Consider the following 19,661-nt stretch of genomic DNA (forward strand, 5'->3'; position numbering starts at 1 on the left):
ACCTAGCGTTAAGTGAGGGGCGACGAAAGCGTCGTTCCCATAGAGGATGGTGGATACACTGTGGGAGCGATCCCCAGATCGTCTCTCACCTAACGTTAGGTGAGGGAAGGCCGAGAATACCAAGTTACATTAAATGGCATCGAGTTCAAAAAGACTAAAATATGCTGTTACCCAAGCTCCAGCTTGGGTAACCTGTTCAGGAAGCTCTAGCTTCCCGATAATCAAAGCCGGGGTTAATTGAAAATGTGCGGAGGCTGTGTCGGTCACAGGAAGCTTTTGCCCTGAGCCCTTCGGCTGCGCTCAGGCGAGCCTTGTCGAAGGGGGAGCTTCCGGAGTATCTTTCCCAAGCAGGAGCTCTCATCGTTATACATAAACCTAACCTCAAACTACCGTTCGCTCTGAGCCTGTCGATGATGAAGGATAGTTTGAGGCTTCACCAAACCGGTGAAAGTATTGTAGACCTTCATGCTTCGACTTGGCTCAGCACGAACAGCCTACAACACATGTCAACTGCTCTTTTTAGATTTATGCTTAACTTTGGGTATGGTCGAAACACCCCGGACGTGCTTATAAAGCCCGTCCGAGGGATTATTAGCAAGCGCTACGAACGAACGCCCACTTAAGGAATCGGAAAGAGTTGCGCCTCTGTAATCCGGCGCATAAGGAACTTTCGGTATCGGTTATTGGATTATTTGCCGTATTTTCTACGGAATTTGTCGACTCTTCCAGCGGTGTCGACTACCCTTTGTTTACCGGTATAAAAAGGGTGGCATGCGGAGCATACCTCAACTTGAAGATCCTTACCCAATACGGACCCGGTTTCGAAGGTATTGCCGCAACCACAAGTGACTGTGATTTGTTTGTATTCTGGATGAATGTCTGGTTTCATGTTTGCTTCCAAATTACCCGTTAATGGGCCACATACTTATTAATGAACTGCGTATGATACTGTTTATATAAGTGAATCGCAATATCAATTTTTTGCTCTGTTACACAAGATCCAGCTTGGGTAACCCGTTCAGGAAGCTCTAGCTTCCCGACAATCAAGGAAGATTGAACGAGCGAGTCGGGGTTGATTGAGAATGTGCGGAAGCTGTGTCGGTCTCTGGAAGCTCTTGCCCTGAGCCCTTCGGCTGCGCTCAGGCGAGCCTTGTCGAAGGGGGAGCTTCCGGGGCGTCTTTCCCAAGCAGGAGCTTGGGAAAGAGCGTGATGTTTTGATTTGCGCTAAACATTTCGGTTTGCTTCGGTTACGGGCGAAACATTTAGGAAACCATCGTCAACCAGCTAACTTCGCGCATAGCGCCTCATCAACACCAGTACCAATACGATTGCCGGCAATCCGACCGATGCGGAATAGATGAAAAACCATTCATAACCGTAATGTTCGACCACTATCCCCGAGAAGCCGCCTAAAAGTTTCGCCGGCAAGGTCATCAGCGAACTGAACAAGGCGTATTGGGTAGCGGTATAAGCCGTACTGGTCATGCTCGATAAATAGGCTATGAACACCGAGGTCGCAATACCTCCGCTGAGATTATCGGCACTGACGGCGCCGGCGAGCAAAACTAAGCTGGGCTCCGAGACGGCGAGCAGCACGAAAAGTAAATTGGTCGCGGCGGCCATCACCGCGCCGAGCAACAAAGGCTTCATGATGCCATAGCGGGCCACCAATACGCCGCCAAGCGAGGCGCCGGCGATGGTCATGAAAAACCCGAAAATTTTGCTAACGTCGGCAATTTCTTTTTTACTGAATCCGATATCCAAATAAAACGGGTTCGCCATCACGCCCATCGTGATGTCGCTCATTTTATAAGTCGCGATCAGCACCAGTATCATCAAGCCGAATTTACCGTTTCGAGTGAAAAACTCGACGAACGGACTTAGCACCGCATCGGAAAACCAGGCGCCCAATCGAGCCAGCCAATTTCGGCGCTCCGCAACACCTAGAGCGGATTCCACTCTTCGCGCCAATTTCCGCGCTTCTTGATCTTCGTTAGGGAGCGGTTCGTCAATGATCAGCGTGGCCACGACACCGACCAGCATGCAGGCTGCCATCATTTGATAGGCAATTGCCCAATCGAAATACTCGGCAAGATAAAACGCACCGGCCCCTGCTACCAGCAATGCAATCCGATAGCCAAGCACATACATCGCCGCCATCGCGCCTTGATATTCGACGACGACCGCTTCGATTCGATAAGCATCGATGACGATATCTTGGGTTGAGGAACAAAACGCCACCCAAACGGCGAATATCGCGATCCATTGCAATTGCGATTCGACATCGGCGCTCGCCATGCCGATCAGACCAGCCGCAATACCCAATTGAGCCAGTAACATCCAACTACGCCGCTTGCCGAAACACTTGGTCAACCACGGCAGCGGCAGCGTATCGACCACCGGCGCCCAAAATACCTTGATGGAGTATGTCACGCCAACCCAGCTGAAAAAACCGATGACGGACAATTCGACGCCGACATCGCGAAGCCATGCCGACAGCGTCGAAAAAACCAATAGAAAGGGAAGACCGGCCGAAAAGCCGAGAAAAACCATACCCAGAACGCGAGGCCGGGTATAGACGAGAAAGGCTTCGCGCCATCCGCTCTTGACAGCCGTCATGCCACCGACCGGCAATCAAGCCACGAAGCGCCGACGCGAAGCCGAAGCGCCATGATTAGCCGTTCACCAAATAGTGAGCGAAAATACTGGCCGCATAACCGGCGGCGATCGCCGGCGTCCATTTCAAGTGACTGAAGAAGGTGTATTTATGATTGGATTGCCCCATCAACGCTACACCCGCCGCCGAACCGATCGACAGCATCGACCCGCCCACACCGGCGGTCAGCGTAACCAGCAACCATTGGTATAAATCCATATCCAAGCCCATGTTCAATACCGCGAACATCACCGGAATGTTATCGACGATCGCCGACATCACACCGACCAGTATGTTGGCCGAGGTAAATCCGAGTCCATCGTACATCGCCGCCGACATCAGTTCGAGATAGCCGATATAACCTAAACCGCCTACCGCAAACACCACGCCGAAGAAAAAGAACAGAGTATCCCATTCGGCATCGCGCACTTTATTGAAGATATCGAATTCATAATCTTCGTTGCTACGATAGAGCGTAGTGATATGAAAACCGTACAACATCAAGATCGAAAGACCGAACATCATGCCCATGAACGGCGGCAAATGCAGGAATTGTTTGAAACTAACCGCAGATACAATGGTCAACGCAAAAAGCACGCAAACCGTTACCGCGCCCGGTTTCAATTCGATCGCCGCTTCGTGAACCGCTTCTGGCTGCTCGTCGGGCACCGCGAAATGCATGAAGGCGGCCGGCACTAAATAGTTGACGGTTGATGGAATAAACAGCGCGAAAAAGTCGAAAAACTCGGCATAACCCGCCTGCCATACCATTAGCGTGGTGATATCGCCGAACGGACAAAACGCGCCGCCGGCATTCGCAGCAATCACCAGGTTAATTAAACCGATCGTAATGAATTTGTCGTTTTTCTTGCCAACCGCCAATACGACTGCACCGACCAACAATGCCGAAGTCAGGTTATCGGCAACCGACGACAAGAAGAATGTGATGATGCCGGTAATCCAAAACAGCTTACGATAACTGAATTGCTTTCTGACCAACCAGGAACGCAAGGCTTCGAAAACATTACGCTCGGCCATCGCGTTGATATACGTCATTGCAACCAGCAAGAACAGCATCAAGGCCGCGTATTCTTTTAGGTTATGCTCGAAGGCTTCGTGCAATTCTTCAGTTGAAACGCCTTTCGAGGACGCCAGAACCGCCGCATGTGCCCAAATAATTCCCGCCGCAAAGATGACCGGCTTGGATTTTTTCAACCCGGTAAACTCTTCGGCCATCACGAAACCGTAAGCGATGACGAAAATTAATACAGTATAGATACCTCGCTCGGTACCGGTTAGATCCAGGTTTTCAAACCCGCCTGCCATCGCCAGCTCCGGCAGACACAAAGCCAGTATTACAAATATAAGCCGCAACAAAAGAACCCCCTGATTAGTAAATTATTGGAAAAAAGACCGTTAAAATTTTTCAAGCGGGATATTATAACCGCATAATAAACTTTGTCATTTTATCCGTGTCGGTATAATATTGCCGGTTCACTTATTCGCCCCCTTACGGCGCTTTTCCAACGTAAGTATTCAGCCCCCCTCTTTGAAAAAGAGGGGCTAGGGGAGATTTTTTAAATAAATCCCCCTCAATCCCCCTTTTTCAAAGGGGAGGCCAACAATACGCCTGGATTGCGGTAATTTGCCAACGGGGTCTGAATACTTACTTTCCAACAGCTCATCCTCACTATGTACCAATACACTCAAGACGATCAAACGCTCATTGATGAACGTGTCGCCCAATTCAGAGGCCAAACCGAACGCTTCCTGAAAGGAGAACTCGACGGCGATCAATTCCGCGCGCTTCGCTTAATGAATGGCTTGTACATTCAAACTCACGCGCCGATGCTGCGCGTAGCCGGCCCTTACGGCCTGCTGTCGTCCAGGCAATTGCGCAAATTGGCCGAAATCGCACGTAAATACGACAAGGGCTATTGTCATTTTACGACGCGCCAAAATATTCAATACAATTGGCCCAAGCTCGAGGAAGTCCCGGACATTCTCGCGGAACTGGCTGAGGTTCAAATGCATGCGATTCAAACCAGCGGCAACTGCATGCGCAATACGACGACCGACCCTTTGTCCGGCGTCTGTAAGGATGAGATCGAAGACCCGCGCCCCTACTGCGAAATCATTCGCCAATGGACTACGCTGCACCCCGAATTCGCGTTTTTGCCTCGCAAGTTCAAGATCGCTGTCAGCGGCGCCCTGCACGACCGGGCCGCGACGCAATTTCATGATATCGGCCTGCATTTGGTTAAAAACGATGCCGGCGAAGTCGGCTTTAAAGTTTTCGTCGGAGGCGGCCTAGGCCGCACGCCGGTCATCGGACAAGTCATTCGTCCGTTTCTGGAAAAAAAGCATCTATTGTCTTATCTGGAAGCCATCGTCCGCATTTACAATCTGTTCGGACGCCGCGACAATAAGTACAAAGCCAGAATCAAAATTTTGGTAAAAGAAGAAGGCCTCGAAAAGATCACCGAACTGGTCGAGCAAGAATGGCAGTTGAACAAAGATAGCCTCGAGCTGAGCGACGAACGTATTGAATCCATCAAGGCGCAGTTCGCGCCGCCGGCTTACGAAACCGATGCCGGCCTTGACGGCAGTTTCAATGATCGGCTCCAAGACAATCCGGCTTTTGCAACTTGGGTCCAACAGAATACGGCCGATCATCGCGTGCCCGGTTATCGTGCGGCCTTCATTTCTCTGAAAGCACCCGACGCCCCTCCCGGCGACATTACCGATACGCAATTGGACTTGGTCGCCGATTTGGCCGACCGCTTCAGTTTCGGCGAAGTCCGCAGCACTCATAGGCAAAATTTGGTTTTGACCGATGTCAAGCAGACGGATTTGTTCACCTTATGGCAGGAGCTCGACGCCGCCAAGCTGGCCACGCCGAATATCGGCTCCGCGACCGACATCATCTGCTGCCCGGGCCTCGATTTTTGCTCGCTGGCCAACGCTGGTTCCATCGGCATTACCCGCGAAATCAATCAGGCCCTGGACGATCTCGATTACCTGCACGATCTCGGCGATATCAAGATCAACATCTCAGGCTGCATGAACGGCTGCGCGCATCAAAGCGTCGGCCATATCGGGATTCTCGGCGTCGATAAAAAAGGCGAGGAATGGTATCAAATCACGCTGGGCGGTTCGTCCGAAAACGAAGCCGCGATCGGCGATAGGTTAGGGCCCGCGGTTGCCAAGGATCAAATCACGCGGGCCGTGCAAGACATTCTCGATGTTTACATCAAACAAAGACAAGAAGACGAGTCTTTCTTACATACCGTTAAACGCGTCGGCATTACGCCATTCAAAGAGCAAGTTTATGCAAATCATTAAAGATAAAAAAATCACCGAAGACAATTGGCAATTTGTCGCCGATGATCAAGACATCCCTCAAACCGGCGATATTACCGTTTCCGTATCTCGTTGGCTGAACGATAAAGACTCCCTTACTCGGCGCGGCGGACAAACCGGTCTCAGAATTCGATCGACCGATACGCTTGAAGACATTGCCGGCGATTTAGCCGGAATGCCTTTGGTCGAATTGGACATCGCGATGTTCGGCGACGGGCGCTCGTTCAGCCAAGCTTGGTTGCTGCGCAACCGCTATCATTACCGCGGCGAAATTCGCGCTGTCGGCAATTACTTGATCGATCAGATATTTTATCTGCACAGAACCGGCGTCGACGCCTTTCAATTGGATGAAAGCAGAAAGCCGGAAGACGCGCTGGCCGCATTGAACGATTTTTCGGTAGCTTATCAGCCGTCGGTCAATTAGCCGCCCTCTGCGGGGCGGGTTTTTACCCGCCCCATACGTTTCTATTTGCCCTAAACATTTCGGTTTGCTTCGGCCACCGGCGAAAGGTCTAGCACGTTGCCCGTATGCAGCGTAGCGGAATATGGGAATGGCGTGGCTTCGAACGTCCCGGATTGCGCTACGCTCCATCCGGGCTACGCTGCTTGGATAGCCGCCGTAGGGTGCGCATCGCGCACCTTTTTTAGCCGCAGACTTTTTTCATGACTTCGCCGATCTCGGTGGGCGAGCTGACCATTTCGACGCCGGCCGCTTTCATCGCGGCGATTTTGCTTGCCGCCGTCCCTTTGCCGCCGGTCACGATCGCACCGGCATGACCCATGCGTTTTCCGGGCGGCGCGGTTTGTCCGGCGATATAGCCGACCACAGGCTTTGTGACATGCGCCTTGATGTATTCGGCCGCTTCCTCTTCCTCGCTACCGCCGATTTCACCAACCATGACGATGCCGTGCGTTTGCTCATCGGCCTGAAAGCGGCTGATCACATCGATAAAATTCATGCCGTGAATCGGATCGCCGCCGATGCCGACGCAGGTGCTTTGCCCCAAGCCTTCGCGCGTCGTTTGATGCACTGCCTCGTAAGTCAATGTCCCTGATCGCGACACGATACCGATCTTGCCGGGCTGATGAATGAAACCCGGCATAATGCCGATTTTGCATTCGCCCGGCGTGATGATGCCGGGACAATTCGGGCCGATCAATACCGTATCGGAACCAGCCATCGCTGCCTTGACACGCAGCATGTGCAATACCGGAATGCCTTCGGTAATACAGACGATCACTTTGATGCCGGCATCGAAGGCTTCCAATATCGCATCGGCCGCATAGAACGGCGGCACATAAATCACCGTAGCTTCAGCCTGCGTTCTTTGCACGGCCTGTTCGACCGTATCGAACACCGGCAAATCGCAATGAGTCTCGCCGCCGCGCCCGGGCGTTACGCCGCCGACCAACTGTGTGCCGTATTCGAGCGTTTGCAAGGAATGGAAAGTGCCTTGTTTACCGGTAAAGCCCTGACAGATGACTTTCGTTGCTTTGTTTACCAAAATGCTCATACACCCTCCGCCAATGCAACCACTTGTTCGGCAGCCTTTGCTAAGTCATCCGCCGCCACTAAATTCAATCCCGACTCCCGCAATAATGTACGCCCCGCTTCGGCATTCGTGCCTTCGAGCCGAACCACAACCGGGATTTCGACGCCAACCTCTTTGACAGCGGCCAAAATGCCTTCGGCGATCACGTCGCACTTGACGATGCCGCCGAAAATGTTGACCAGCACGGCCTTGACGTTCGGGTCGGCCAGGATCAATTTAAACGCTTCGGCGACTTTTTCGGTATTCGTGCCGCCGCCGACATCAAGGAAATTAGCAGGACTCCCGCCTTTCAATTTCACCAAGTCCATCGTCGCCATCGCAAGGCCGGCGCCGTTGACCATGCAGCCAATGCTGCCGTCCAAGGTGATGTAATTAAGCCCGAACTGCTGCGCCTTATGTTCCTTTTCGTCCTCCTGCCCCGGATCGCGCATCGCGGTAATGTCCGGATGCACGGCGACCGCGTTGTCGTCGAAATTGATCTTTGCATCGACCGCGATCAATTCGCCCGAGCCCGTCGTCACAAGCGGGTTGATTTCGATCTGACCGGCGTCTTTTTCGAGCAACAGCTTATAGATACCGGCCATGATTTTTTCGAGACTCTTGAATTGCGTAGACTCAAGTCCGAACGCAAATGCGACTTTGCGGCATTGATAAGGCTGAAGCCCGGCAGCCGGGTCGACTTGAAACGAAATGATGCGGTCAGGCGTTTTTTCCGCAACTTCTTCGATATCCATGCCGCCGGCCGCCGATGCGATAAAAATTACGCGTTCGCTTCCCCTGTCAACCAATGCGCTCAAATAAAACTCGCGATCGATTTGTCCCGCCTTTTCGACATAGAGCGTCTCGACCGGCAAGCCTTCGGCTCCGGTTTGCTGCGTCACTAAGCGCGTGCCCAACAATTTACGGCTGAATTCGGTAATCTCGTCTAAACTTTTGGCGATATGGACGCCGCCTGCCTTGCCCCGCCCGCCCGCATGAACTTGTGCTTTGACGACCCAGGCATTGCCGCCGAGTTCGCGCGCGACTTGTTCGGCATGCCCCGCCGTTTCAGCCGGACTGCCTTCCGGCACTGGAATGCCATAGAGTTTGAACAACTGTTTGGCCTGATATTCATGGATGTTCATCGTTATTTTCCGGTGGTTATAAAATTACCTGATATCTTGCTTACATTTCGGTCCAATTCGAAAATATAGCTTTCCAAATTAGACCGGTAAACAGACTCCCGTATTTTTCTTGCTTTCGACTCGAACCTGTTTACTGTGAAAGTTTGTAAATTTGGACTCTTTATCTAATTTTTCGACATGAAAAACAATGTCGATTCTGAAGAGGGTGCTATATCTCGACCGACAGGCGAGTGACCGTACCCTAATCATCCCTAGCACTTTCATTTGCCAGGGTAATGACAGCTTCTTTATGATCGTTACATTAGGTTTATTTTAACCAAGCCGCAATAAAACACCATGCTTAATGAACTCAAACCGGAAAACAAACCCGATATTATCTATCCTTGTCCTTTTTCGATGGGATACGGCATCCCGCGCCAACAAGCCTGGCTGCTATTAAAAGTTTTCCTGACTTACCGGCTGATTCTGGCTTGCTTATTCGTGATGTTATTCTTCAGCCGACTCGGTCCCGGCACGGGAGTCCGTCACGACGAATACTTGTTTATCGTCAGTGGCAGCAGCCATTTGGCGCTGACGATAATTTCCGGTTTTTGTTTGTTGCGGCGATGGATTAGCTATACCGTTCAGGCTCAAACGCTCATTTTCACCGACATTATCATCATTACGCTGATCATGCACGCTTGCGGCGGCATCAATAGCGGCGTCGGTATCTTACTCGCCGCATCGATCGCCGCAAGCGGACTTTTAATCGGCGGGCGATGCGCGTTGCTATTCGCCGCCATTGCCAGTTTGGCCATTCTTACCGAGCAGATTTACGCGTTCCAAACCCATAGCTTCAGAGATACCGCCTATACCTATGCCGCTATGCTCGGCGCCTCATTCTTTACGATCGCAATGCTAGCCTATGCGCTCGCGCAACGCACCGAGCAGTCCACCGCGCAGCAAAAAACCATCAACCAGCTCGAGGAGCTCAGCAAATACATCATTCAACATTTACAATCGGGCATTATCATTTCCGATCGCGACCATCAAATACGGATGAGTAACGAAGCCGCCGCAAGGCTTACCCAATGCTCAACAATGCCTGATCGTCTACATGCTATTTCTCCCTATTTAGCGGAAGCTTTCTCGTACTGGCTGAACGACCCCAGCCAGGATTTCGCCGTAATTCCCTTAACGGACGGCAGCGAGATGCAAACCCGGTTTACGGCGCTCCCGACCCGGCACGAAGCGCTCAACATGATAATTTTAGAAGATATCGCGTTTTACAATCAGCGTTTACAACAAAGTAAACTCGCCTCTCTAGGGCAATTAACCGCCAGCATCGCTCATGAAATTCGCAACCCGCTCGGCGCCATCAGCCATGCAGGACAACTGCTTTCGGAAAACGTCGAATTATCGGACGAAGACCGGCGCCTAACCGAAATTATTAGAAATCATTCGACCCGCGTGAACAAGATCATCGAGGATATTTTACAATTGTCCCGGCGTAGCGCTTCGTTGCGTAAAAAAGTCAACTTGATTCAATGGCTAGACGACTACATTGAGCAGTTCTGTGCTGAAAATGGTTTCACTCGCGATCTTTTCACCATGACGAGCGAATCGGAGCAAGCGCAAGCATTGGTGGACAAAGGCCATTTAAAACAAATTCTCGACAATCTGTGCCAAAATGCCTTGAAATACGGCAGCCCCGAAAAAAAACCCATCTCATTGGCGATCCGTCAACATGAGCAAATGCTCTGTATCGAAGTGATAGACTCCGGCCCCGGCATCGACCCAAGCCAACGCAAGCATCTGTTCGAACCTTTTTTTACAACTTCGGCGCAAGGTACCGGTCTGGGGCTTTATATTTCAAAGGAATTAGCCGAACTGAATCAAGCCAAGTTAAGCTATCATATTACCGACCAGAGCCAAAGTTGCTTCCGGCTCTGTTTACCGAACGCCGAACAAACTTTGATTGACATATGAAACACCCCTTGACTTTAGTCGTCGACGACGAGCCGGACATCAGAGAGCTTTTAAGCATTACGCTAAAACGCATGAATATCAATACCTTGTGCGCGGAAAATGTCGGCTCCGCTCGGCAGTTGTTGCAACAACATCCGTTCGATCTTTGCCTGACCGATATGAAATTACCTGACGGCAACGGACTCGAGTTGGTCGAATACCTCCAAAGCACGGGCAGCACGATTCCGATTGCCGTAATTACCGCACACGGCAACATGGATACTGCGATCAAGGCAATGAAAGCCGGCGCCTTCGACTTTATCTCGAAACCGGTCGATTTACCGGTCCTTCGGCAAATCGTCACGAAAGCCTTACAATTAGGTCCCGATGCCGACACCAAGGAAAGACGCACACGACATATCTTATTGGGAGAATCGGAGCCGATGCGCCAAGTCCGGTCTAAAATCGACAAATTGGCACGTAGCCAGGCGCCTGTCTATATCAGCGGCGAATCGGGGTCGGGTAAGGAATTGGTGGCGCGCTTGATTCATCAACAAAGCCCGCGTGGCGACAAGCCTTTTGTGGCGGTAAACTGCGGCGCAATTCCGCCCGAACTCATGGAAAGCGAGTTTTTCGGACATAAAAAAGGCAGTTTCAGCGGCGCAATTGCCGATAAAAAAGGTTTATTTCAAGCGGCCGAGGGCGGCACGCTGTTTCTCGATGAAGTGGCCGATTTGCCTCCCTCGCTGCAAGTCAAATTGCTCCGCGCGATTCAGGAAAAAAAAGTTCGCTCGGTCGGCGAGCAACACGAAACGCCGGTCGATGTTCGCATCCTGAGCGCCACGCATAAAGATTTGAATCAATTGGTTCAGGAAGGGGTTTTTCGGCAAGATTTATACTACCGGATCAATGTCATCGATCTCAATATTCCGCCGCTTCGCGAACGAGGCGATGATATCGCGCAACTGGCCGAACATATTCTAGCCTCGTTAAATAGCAACAACGCTTATCAAGTCCAGCTCTCGCAATCGGCGTTGACTGCATTGAAACATTATCATTTTCCGGGCAATGTTAGGGAGCTCGAGAATATTCTGGAGCGCGCCGTTGCGCTCAGCGACGGCAAAACGATTGATGCGGACGATTTAAATCTACCGATTAATCCGGACACCGTCCCTGATGCGCCCATGTTCGATCCATCTAAAGCGTCGTTGGAAGATTATTTGGAAGATATCGAGCGAACCGCCATTACTATCGCACTCGAAAATAACCGATGGAATAAAACCGCAGCGGCAAAAGAGCTGGGGTTATCGTTCCGATCATTGCGCTACCGATTAAAAAAACTGGGCTTGGACTAGGCCTGTCGAAAAAATGCCCTTTTAGCCAATTCCAGAGTTCTCGCTTTTTAATCTCAACATGCCTTGGAAAGTGTTGCCGATCATAGGTTATAAAGCGCCAGGCGTAGAGTGCGCATCGCGCACCTATGTCGGGACCTCTCGTCGGTTAGGCACCATGAAAAGGTGCGCGATGCGCACCCTACAATGCCATCCATTGAACGGCTCACAACCCCAGCCCTAAAGCGCCCGACCGAGGTGACACGGCAGCCTATTAAGCCCGGTATTTATCCATTTGCAGCAAGCTGTCCAAAGCCGTTTTGATTTTAGCATTGGCTTCATCGTCCAATTCACTGTTTTTATAGACTTTATCGAGCAAACCTTCTTTGACCATGGCCTCTTTTATCCAACGCTTGGCAAAGCGGTAATTGGTCGGAATGCTGGCCGTTTCGCCGGTCGCCGGATCGCGCAAACCGATCTTGCTTGCGGACGATTCATTTTTTTCAGGCGCCTTTGCAACAGGCTCGGGCGCTTTTTTAGCAGTTCGCGGCGCCGGTTTATTATCGACAACTTTCACTTCAGCGGGTTTAGCGGTTTCGGCTTTCGCCGGATGCGAATCCGCTTTTGACTTAATGGCTTTCATATCGGCCATTTGATCGCCAACCACCGCATAAACTACATAAGCCACAAAAATCGTCGTTAAAATAAACAATATTTCCGCCATATTCCCTTCCTCCAGTTAATTAATTGAGTTGCCCGGTTAATTCGCCATTCGGCATGATCATTAGGCTGTTTGTTATTATCTTTTTCATCGTTTAAAAAAGCCGTGGACTTATTCGTTATTTTTCTTAACCTTGTCACCGACCACCATATAGACGACATACGCGACGAATATCGTCGTTAAAATATAAAACCCCGTTGCCATCGATTACTCCATTTTAATTTGTTATTCTATTTTCGCCGAAAAACAGGCCTTTTTTAATAAAAAACCAAGTGTTTGGCGATAACAGCGAATATACCAGAAGCCGCGCAACCGGGTAAACCGTAAATCCTCACCAACAGACCTGCCCTTTGGCCAAGCTCGGCAAGTCATCTCTTAATCCCATGGCATGACGGTTCAAATAATCTTTCAACGCCGCAGTATGATTGATACGGTTCATGCCGAACGAACGTAGTTTGGCGAACATTGGATTGTCGACCGCATAGGTTTTATTGATTAAATCCATACTCGCCATCATCATTAAGTTATCGCCTTTACGCCAGCGTTCATAATGCCTTAAATACTGAACACCGGATAACGGCCGACCCGACCGTTTAGTGTCTATGACGGCTTCGGCCAAGGCCGCGGCATCCAACAAGCCGGCATTGGCGCCTTGTCCGGCCAAAGGATGCATCGCATGCGCCGCATCGCCCACCAATGCAAAATGACTGTCGGTATAGCGGTCGGCAAATTGAAATTTCAGCGGAAAGGCCGCGCGCGGGCCGATCTTGAGCATGTTACCAAGGATACCGCCCGATGCTTGCTGTAATAGGCTCAAAAACTCGTCATCAGGCAATGTTAAATACTGTTGCGCAGTCTCGGTCGATAAGGTCCAGACGATCGAACACTGGCCATCGAAAAGGGGTAAAAAAGCCAACGGTCCTTCTTCGAGAAATCGTTGCCATGCCGTCGCTTGATGCTCGAACTCGGTTTGCACGGTCGCGACCAAGCCGTCTTGTCGATAAGGCCAACCCGTCACGCCGATACCGGCCATAGACCGCAAGGCCGATTCGCGCCCATCGGCGGCAACCACCAAAGGCGCTTCAAAACTTTGCCCATCCGTCAATCTTAAGCGTCTGCCGTTGTCGATCGATTCCATGCGCTCGATTTCGGCAGGCGTGATGCATTGAACGGTCGGCAAGCCATCCAAGATGTCCCAAAGCGCCGCGACCGTAATTCGGTTTTCGACGATATGCCCCAATTCGGAGAACACCGTATCGGCGCAATCGAAATGCAAATAACCATCGGAGCGGCCATCCCAGACACGCATGTCTTTGTAGGGCGCGGCGCCTTTTTGCACGATTCCGCGCCAAGCACCGATACCGTCCAGAATGGCCTGAGAGGCTTTGGTCAGCGCCGATACGCGGATATCCCGCAGGCTTTCGTCCCATTGCCGCTCCGGACTGCGCCTGTCCAATAACAAGGTTTCGACCCCGCCATGCCCTAGCGCACAAGCCAAGGCCGCCCCGACCATGCCGCCTCCGACCACTATCACTTCCGCTTGCATCGTCATCCGCCTTATCTCCTGTTGCCGACGCGCGGTAATCTGCCGGCCAAGCCCATGGCATGGCGAGTCAATAACGATTTACCTCCAGGCAGCGTATCGAGCAATGCCAAACCGAGATTTCTTGCCGCCGCCAATGCGATCCAATCATTCGAAAAAATCCTGACTACGTTATCGGTAAAGCTGATTATTTTATTCAGATCTTTGCGCCTGGACTGAGCATAGCTCCTTAAGAACATTGGATCGCCGATATCGCGTTCGCGCTTGGCTTGTTCGATCAGCATCTCAGCTAACTGCACGACATCGCGAAGCCCTAGGTTGAAGCCTTGTCCTGCAACCGGGTGCAATTGATGCACCGCATTTCCGATAATGACGGCGCGCCCTTTCACCATCGTTTCGGCCTGTACCAAGGTCAGCGGGAAGGCCCGGCGCGGAGCCGCCAAACTCAATTCTCCCAGGCGATAGCCGAAACAATCTTGCAATCGTTCGATGAATTCTTCGTCGGAAACCGACATCAAGCTTTCGGCGTCCCGGTGAGTATTGGTCCACACCACGGCGCATTGACTTCCTTCGATCGGCAATAAGGCCAAGGGCCCGGAAACGGTAAAGCGTTCGAAAGCGGTATTGCGATGCGGCAATGAGCAATTTACGGTCGTCACCAACGCCGTTTGCCCGTATTCGGTCGTTTGCTGCCCGATATCGAGCAATTTCCGCACCGAGGAATTACCTCCGTCGGCGCCGATCAGTAGCTTGGCAGTCAAGGTCAATGATTCGTCACTGTATTCGAGACTCGCGCCAACATCGCTATCGGTACTAGCCAAACCCGCCAATCGAGCAGGACTGAGTTTGACAACCCCGGTCCGTTCGACCAAGTCCGCGACATGGTTTTCGATATCGCGGGCCTTGATTACATAACCCAGTGCCTTGACGCCTTCCTTTTTCGACGACAAGCGGGTTTTTCCGAAATGCCCGCGATCGGACACATGAATATCCTCGATCAGCGCGGCCTTATCGGAAACACCCTGCCACGCGCCAAGCGCATCGAGCATCGTCACGGTCCCGGCCGCCAATGCCAAGGCGCGATCGCCGGCCCATGAGTTTTGTAATTGCTCGCGGCTCTGCGCTTCGACCATGGCGATTTCGAGTCCCGAGCCTTGCAATGCCAAGGCCAGACAATTACCGGCCAATCCGCCGCCGATAATCAATGCATCGTATTGAGTCCGCATCAGGCCGCCTGCATCAACGCTTCAATGGCTTCAACGCTTTTCGGCACATTTATCGTCAAAATCTCGTAGCCGTCTTGCGTTACCAGCACATCGTCTTCTATTCTGATCCCGATACCCCGCCATTGCTCGTCGACTTGCTCGCAATCCTTAGGAATATAAAGGCCGGGTTCTATCGTCAACACCATGCCCGGCTCCAATATCCGCCATTCGTCCTTGACCTTGTAATCGCCGACATCGTGTACGTCCATGCCGAGCCAATGCCCGATTCGATGCATATAGAATTTTTTATAGGCTTCGTCCTTGATCAGTTTCGCTACGCGCCCTTTCAGCAAACCCAATTTAACCAAGCCTTTGGTCAAGGTTTTTACCGATGCCTCATGAGCCTGATTCCAAGGATTGCCGGGCTTGATCTCGGCCAAAGCCGCCGACTGAGCATCGAGCACTAGTTGATAAAGTTGCTTTTGCGGCTCGGAAAAACGCCCGGAAACGGGAAAGGTACGCGTGATATCGGCCGCATAGTGATCGCATTCGGCACCCGCATCGATCAATAACAAATCGCCATCGGCCAATTTAGACGTATTTTCGGTATAATGCAGCACGCAAGCATTCTTACCGGCCGCAACTATCGAAGGATAGGCGACCGCCCTCAGGCCTTGCTGTAAAAAATGATAGATGATTTCGGATTCGATTTGATATTCGTATAAACCGGCGCGGCATTTTTGCATTGCTTTGACATGCGCATCGGCGGAAATTTCGGCCGCCTTGCGCATCAATTTGATTTCGGCCTCGCTTTTGAACAAGCGCATCTCATGCAAGATATGTTCGAGCGATACCAACTCCAAAGGTGCGTTAACGCCGGCCCGGGATTGATTGCGTAAATGATGCACCCATTCGAGCAGGCGATGATCCAAATCGCTATCCCGGCCCATTGGATAAAAAACCTTTTCTTTATTTTCAATGAGCCCGGGTAGAATTTCATCGATATCGTCGATTGGAAATGCATCGTCGGCGCCGTAATCGGTCGTTGCTCCGATCAAGCCGGCATGCGCACCTTCCCAAAGCGCTTTTTTCTCATCGTATTCGCGGCAAAAAAGCAAATATTGTCCTTGCTGCCGACCGGGGATGAATACCGCAAGCGCATCCGGTTCGTTAAATCCGGTCAGATAATAAAAATCGCTATCTTGACGAAACGGGTAATGCACATCCCGATTACGGGTTTGCGCCGAGGCGCTAGGTATCAATCCGATATTACCCTTGCCGATTTGTTGCATTAACCGCTTACGGCGTTTTTTAAATTCTGCTTGCTTCATCTTTTCTGTCGTTCTCGATTTTTACTGTGAAAGAGGGCGATCATACCCCCTTTATACTCAAAAATTAGATAACTTTATGAAGGTATGGGGTGTGGCTAGCGAGGATGTCGGCAGCAGGGAGCGCTGCCGTCAAGCCCCCATGGATGGGTTCACGGCGGTCCTCGATAGACACATCCCATGCCTTTCATTCTTAGACGGTTTTTCAATCAAAAGGCAGTAAAGCAGTCGCTACTCGACTAATGAAGTATCGGCGACAGGCATGAATCGCTCATTCGATAAATAGCATCCGGACCGGTTAACTGGATCGGATGCGTGTTTTATTTTAATGAGTGGTACGGCTAATGGAACCGGATAATTCAGTACGTATTAACTGTACCGCAACTCGTAAGTATTCTTGAATTTCAGCAAAGGCTTCTTGGCCCTCTTCGCTATCTTCATCGTCAGAGATGACATCAAGCTTAGTAATTTCGACAATATCCTTCACTATTTCGCCGACATCCCCAGTCCAATTTGAAGACGATTGACTAAATCCGATACCGAATAAAAAGCCCTGACACCAATCGCGCATCGCTTCAACGGCTTCGCTTAAGTTATCCTCTTCGACATCCGGCAATAGTAAATCGAAAGTATAATCGTCATCCGTCAATAACGCTCTTGTTTGTTCGAACAAATCCCCTAACAAGATATTTCCGCCAGAAGCGTAAGCCCCTTCTCCGAATAGCTCATCCAACCAGTTTGATTGACTCGCTCTTACGTCAACACACAACATACCGGTTGCAATGCCATGCGCTTCTGCTGCCGACACCTCGGCCCCCTGTTGACGTAGCGTCTGATCGATTGTCTGATAAATCATTTTCTTGTTAAAAAGTACGGATTCCAAAAAATTAACCGGCTTATGCTAACATTGATTGACTTAATGGATAATACTGAGAGAAAGTTATTTTTAGCAAACCGTCATTTTCAGTACAATTAGCCAAGTTGCACATTCTATCTTCTTGAGTTTATTCGCAAGGTCAATTCGGCTGCTTCGCCTCTACCCCATTAGAAAAAGGCAGGTGTATATACTTCGCGCGATCACATTTTCGGTTTTCTAACGCGCTCTTTTGTCCGGTAGCTGCGTTACCTACATGGATGTAGGTAAGGGGCGTGAGCAGGAGCGGAAGCTTTGCGAAAACAGTTACATAGCTTGCTATGCGCCTGTCTTCGCGTCTTGCTACCGAACAAAATAGCATTGCCATAAAACCCGAAAACATGACCGCGCGAAGTATAAAAACCGAAATTAACCAAGCGATGACTACACTTTATCAACTTAAATATTATGCCAAAAGCTGAAAACGACCATTCACTCGAATTAAAAGACTTGGAAGAAAAGCTTGATCTTTTGATCGAACAATACAATGCGATCAAAAATGAAAACCATTCGCTCAAAGTCAAGCAAGCGGAACTTGTCAAGCAAAAAGCCAAGTTGCTTGAAAAAACCACATTAGCCAAAACCCGAGTCGAAGCGATGATCTCCCGTTTAAAATCCATGGAGCATGGCGCATGAGCAGAACACCTTCCGCTGTCACACTTGAAATTCTCGGCAAGGAATACAAAATCGCTTGCGAACCCGAGGAACAAGACGGACTGATAGAATCCGCTCGGCAACTCGACAGAAAAATGCGCCAAATCAGAGATTCCGGCAAGGTTAGCGGCGCCGATCGCATAGCTGTCATGGCTGCCCTGAACATGGCTCACGAGCTCCATCTAGCTGAGTCCCGGAACCGCGAATTGGAATTACATTTGGCGGATAGCCTGATAAAAATGAGCAATAAAATAGAAAACGTTTTGGAAATTACAGAAACGCGTTAAAATGAAGTCCTGTATCTCCTGCAGCGTTCGAGGGTGGGCTGGGTGTTTCCTGAACCTATATTTACCCCGGGAACAAATGTTCGACCTTGGTGTGCATACCCGCTTTACGCGGGAAGCCTGATAGGTCGTCTGCGTTCCCACTTGAACCATTGGTTCAAGGACGATAGCTCATTACGGCGCAGGTGGGAGATACTGCCTCTATTGCCTTTCCTACTCCCCTTTGATTGAAAAACCGTCTAAGAATAAAAAGGCATGAGATATGTCTATCGAGGACCGCCGTTTACCCAGCACCTAAATTATCCAGGATTGTTAACCATAGCCAATGGACTATGGAATTTAGGTGCTGGGTGAACCCGTCCATGGGGCTTGACGGCAGCGTTCCCTGCTGCCGAAATCCTCGCTAGCCACACCCCATACCTTGATAAAGTTAACCATTTTTTGAGTCTAAAGGGAGTATGTCCATGAACTACTGGTTAATGAAATCCGAACCTAATGAGTTCGGTATCGACGATTTATTCAATAGACCCCACCAAACCGAACCTTGGGACGGCGTCAGAAATTACCAAGCCAGAAACATGATGCGCGATCAAATGAAGATCGGCGATTTGGCTTTTTTCTATCATTCCAACTGCGATATCCCCGGCATCGTCGGCATCATGAAAATTAGCCGCGAAGGCTACCCTGACCATTTCGCTTTCGACCCCGACGACAAACACTTCGACCCGAAAAGCTCGCCCGAAAATCCGCGCTGGTTCATGGTGGATGTTCAATTCGTAAAAAAACTATCCCGCACGATCCCGTTACAAGAACTGAAACAATACCCAGAATTGGAAGACCTCCCCCTAGTCAGACGCGGCAACCGCCTATCGATCATGCCGGTTTCGAAAGCGCAATGGGATTTCATACTGGGGCTTGAATGAAGCGATAGTGTTTGAGCTATGCTGGATTATGAAGATGAGGCTCACGCAAAGACGCGAAGAGATAACCTGATTAGCAAGTTTCTTCAGCTAAAGCCCAAAGATCAGCATATCCTTAG

At 50.6% G+C, this 19,661-nt stretch carries 17 protein-coding genes and 1 other RNA gene; 8 read left to right on the top strand and 10 right to left on the bottom strand.

The genetic code is table 11. The features are described from left to right. Nucleotides 1–688: 688 nt before the first annotated feature. From rpmE to nhaD, 3 genes are all read right to left on the bottom strand, one after another. Nucleotides 689–889, bottom strand: coding sequence for a 50S ribosomal protein L31 (gene rpmE / locus ACRJJO_RS14085; RefSeq protein ID WP_084685514.1), 201 nt, complete (start codon nucleotides 887–889; stop codon nucleotides 689–691). Nucleotides 890–1,284: 395 nt separating this feature from the next. Beyond that, nucleotides 1,285–2,619: an AmpG family muropeptide MFS transporter gene (locus tag ACRJJO_RS14090; protein ID WP_431066323.1), complete on the bottom strand. Its 1,335-nt coding sequence runs from the start codon at nucleotides 2,617–2,619 to the stop codon at nucleotides 1,285–1,287. Nucleotides 2,620–2,674: 55 nt separating this feature from the next. Beyond that, on the bottom strand, nucleotides 2,675–3,982 hold the full coding sequence (gene nhaD, locus ACRJJO_RS14095) for a sodium:proton antiporter NhaD (RefSeq protein ID WP_431066324.1): 1,308 nt from the start codon (nucleotides 3,980–3,982) through the stop codon (nucleotides 2,675–2,677). Nucleotides 3,983–4,348: 366 nt separating this feature from the next. On the opposite strand from nhaD, the gene ACRJJO_RS14100 reads away from it, so the two are divergent. Together ACRJJO_RS14100 and ACRJJO_RS14105 are read left to right on the top strand one after the other, a co-directional pair. After that, nucleotides 4,349–6,001, top strand: coding sequence for a nitrite/sulfite reductase (locus ACRJJO_RS14100; RefSeq protein WP_431066325.1), 1,653 nt, complete (start codon nucleotides 4,349–4,351; stop codon nucleotides 5,999–6,001). Beyond that, entirely contained in the window at nucleotides 5,988–6,443 is a 456-nt protein-coding gene (locus ACRJJO_RS14105; RefSeq protein ID WP_431066326.1) for a DUF934 domain-containing protein, read from the top strand. Before ACRJJO_RS14100 ends, ACRJJO_RS14105 begins: the two co-directional genes overlap by 14 nt. Nucleotides 6,444–6,663: 220 nt before the next feature. Here the strand turns inward: ACRJJO_RS14105 and sucD are convergent, their stop codons facing one another. Next, complete coding sequence (sucD, locus tag ACRJJO_RS14110) at nucleotides 6,664–7,533, bottom strand: succinate--CoA ligase subunit alpha (RefSeq protein WP_404357465.1); 870 nt, start codon at nucleotides 7,531–7,533, stop codon at nucleotides 6,664–6,666. Beyond that, nucleotides 7,530–8,696: an ADP-forming succinate--CoA ligase subunit beta gene (sucC, locus tag ACRJJO_RS14115; protein WP_431066327.1), complete on the bottom strand. Its 1,167-nt coding sequence runs from the start codon at nucleotides 8,694–8,696 to the stop codon at nucleotides 7,530–7,532. The genes sucD and sucC overlap by 4 nt, the downstream gene beginning before the upstream one ends. Before the next feature lie 336 nt (nucleotides 8,697–9,032). Between sucC and ACRJJO_RS14120 the strand changes: the two genes are divergently transcribed. Together ACRJJO_RS14120 and ACRJJO_RS14125 are read left to right on the top strand one after the other, a co-directional pair. Beyond that, nucleotides 9,033–10,664 carry a sensor histidine kinase gene (locus ACRJJO_RS14120; protein WP_431066328.1) on the top strand — a complete coding sequence of 544 codons (1,632 nt, stop codon included), beginning with the start codon at nucleotides 9,033–9,035 and terminating at the stop codon, nucleotides 10,662–10,664. Beyond that, complete coding sequence (locus tag ACRJJO_RS14125; protein ID WP_431066329.1) at nucleotides 10,661–11,998, top strand: sigma-54-dependent transcriptional regulator; 1,338 nt, start codon at nucleotides 10,661–10,663, stop codon at nucleotides 11,996–11,998. The genes ACRJJO_RS14120 and ACRJJO_RS14125 overlap by 4 nt, the downstream gene beginning before the upstream one ends. A gap of 250 nt (nucleotides 11,999–12,248) precedes the next feature. Here the strand turns inward: ACRJJO_RS14125 and ACRJJO_RS14130 are convergent, their stop codons facing one another. From ACRJJO_RS14130 to ACRJJO_RS14150, 5 genes are all read right to left on the bottom strand, one after another. Continuing rightward, the gene (locus ACRJJO_RS14130; protein WP_431066330.1) at nucleotides 12,249–12,698 is read right to left on the bottom strand and encodes a hypothetical protein; all 450 of its coding nucleotides are present in this window, start codon (nucleotides 12,696–12,698) and stop codon (nucleotides 12,249–12,251) included. A gap of 328 nt (nucleotides 12,699–13,026) precedes the next feature. Continuing rightward, entirely contained in the window at nucleotides 13,027–14,247 is a 1,221-nt protein-coding gene (locus tag ACRJJO_RS14135; protein ID WP_431066331.1) for a UbiH/UbiF/VisC/COQ6 family ubiquinone biosynthesis hydroxylase, read from the bottom strand. A 5-nt stretch (nucleotides 14,248–14,252) separates the two neighbouring features. Further along, complete coding sequence (gene ubiH, locus ACRJJO_RS14140) at nucleotides 14,253–15,464, bottom strand: 2-octaprenyl-6-methoxyphenyl hydroxylase (protein ID WP_431066332.1); 1,212 nt, start codon at nucleotides 15,462–15,464, stop codon at nucleotides 14,253–14,255. Next, on the bottom strand, nucleotides 15,464–16,774 hold the full coding sequence (pepP, locus tag ACRJJO_RS14145; protein ID WP_431066333.1) for a Xaa-Pro aminopeptidase: 1,311 nt from the start codon (nucleotides 16,772–16,774) through the stop codon (nucleotides 15,464–15,466). The genes ubiH and pepP overlap by 1 nt, the downstream gene beginning before the upstream one ends. Before the next feature lie 322 nt (nucleotides 16,775–17,096). Next, nucleotides 17,097–17,627, bottom strand: coding sequence for a UPF0149 family protein (locus tag ACRJJO_RS14150; protein WP_431066334.1), 531 nt, complete (start codon nucleotides 17,625–17,627; stop codon nucleotides 17,097–17,099). A gap of 465 nt (nucleotides 17,628–18,092) precedes the next feature. Between ACRJJO_RS14150 and ACRJJO_RS14155 the strand changes: the two genes are divergently transcribed. The 4 genes from ACRJJO_RS14155 to ACRJJO_RS14170 all read left to right on the top strand — a co-directional run bounded on the left by ACRJJO_RS14155 (nucleotide 18,093) and on the right by ACRJJO_RS14170 (nucleotide 19,545). Then, nucleotides 18,093–18,320: a TIGR02449 family protein gene (locus ACRJJO_RS14155; RefSeq protein WP_404357482.1), complete on the top strand. Its 228-nt coding sequence runs from the start codon at nucleotides 18,093–18,095 to the stop codon at nucleotides 18,318–18,320. Further along, nucleotides 18,317–18,625, top strand: a complete 309-nt coding sequence (locus tag ACRJJO_RS14160) for a cell division protein ZapA (RefSeq protein WP_014149722.1) — start codon at nucleotides 18,317–18,319, stop codon at nucleotides 18,623–18,625. Before ACRJJO_RS14155 ends, ACRJJO_RS14160 begins: the two co-directional genes overlap by 4 nt. Before the next feature lie 12 nt (nucleotides 18,626–18,637). Then, nucleotides 18,638–18,818, top strand: a non-coding RNA gene (ssrS, locus tag ACRJJO_RS14165) — 6S RNA. Nucleotides 18,819–19,086: 268 nt separating this feature from the next. Further along, nucleotides 19,087–19,545, top strand: coding sequence for an EVE domain-containing protein (locus ACRJJO_RS14170; RefSeq protein ID WP_431066335.1), 459 nt, complete (start codon nucleotides 19,087–19,089; stop codon nucleotides 19,543–19,545). Nucleotides 19,546–19,661: the final 116 nt, after the last annotated feature.

Source organism: Methylotuvimicrobium sp., from assembly GCF_050611805.1.
Classification (GTDB): domain Bacteria; phylum Pseudomonadota; class Gammaproteobacteria; order Methylococcales; family Methylomonadaceae; genus Methylotuvimicrobium.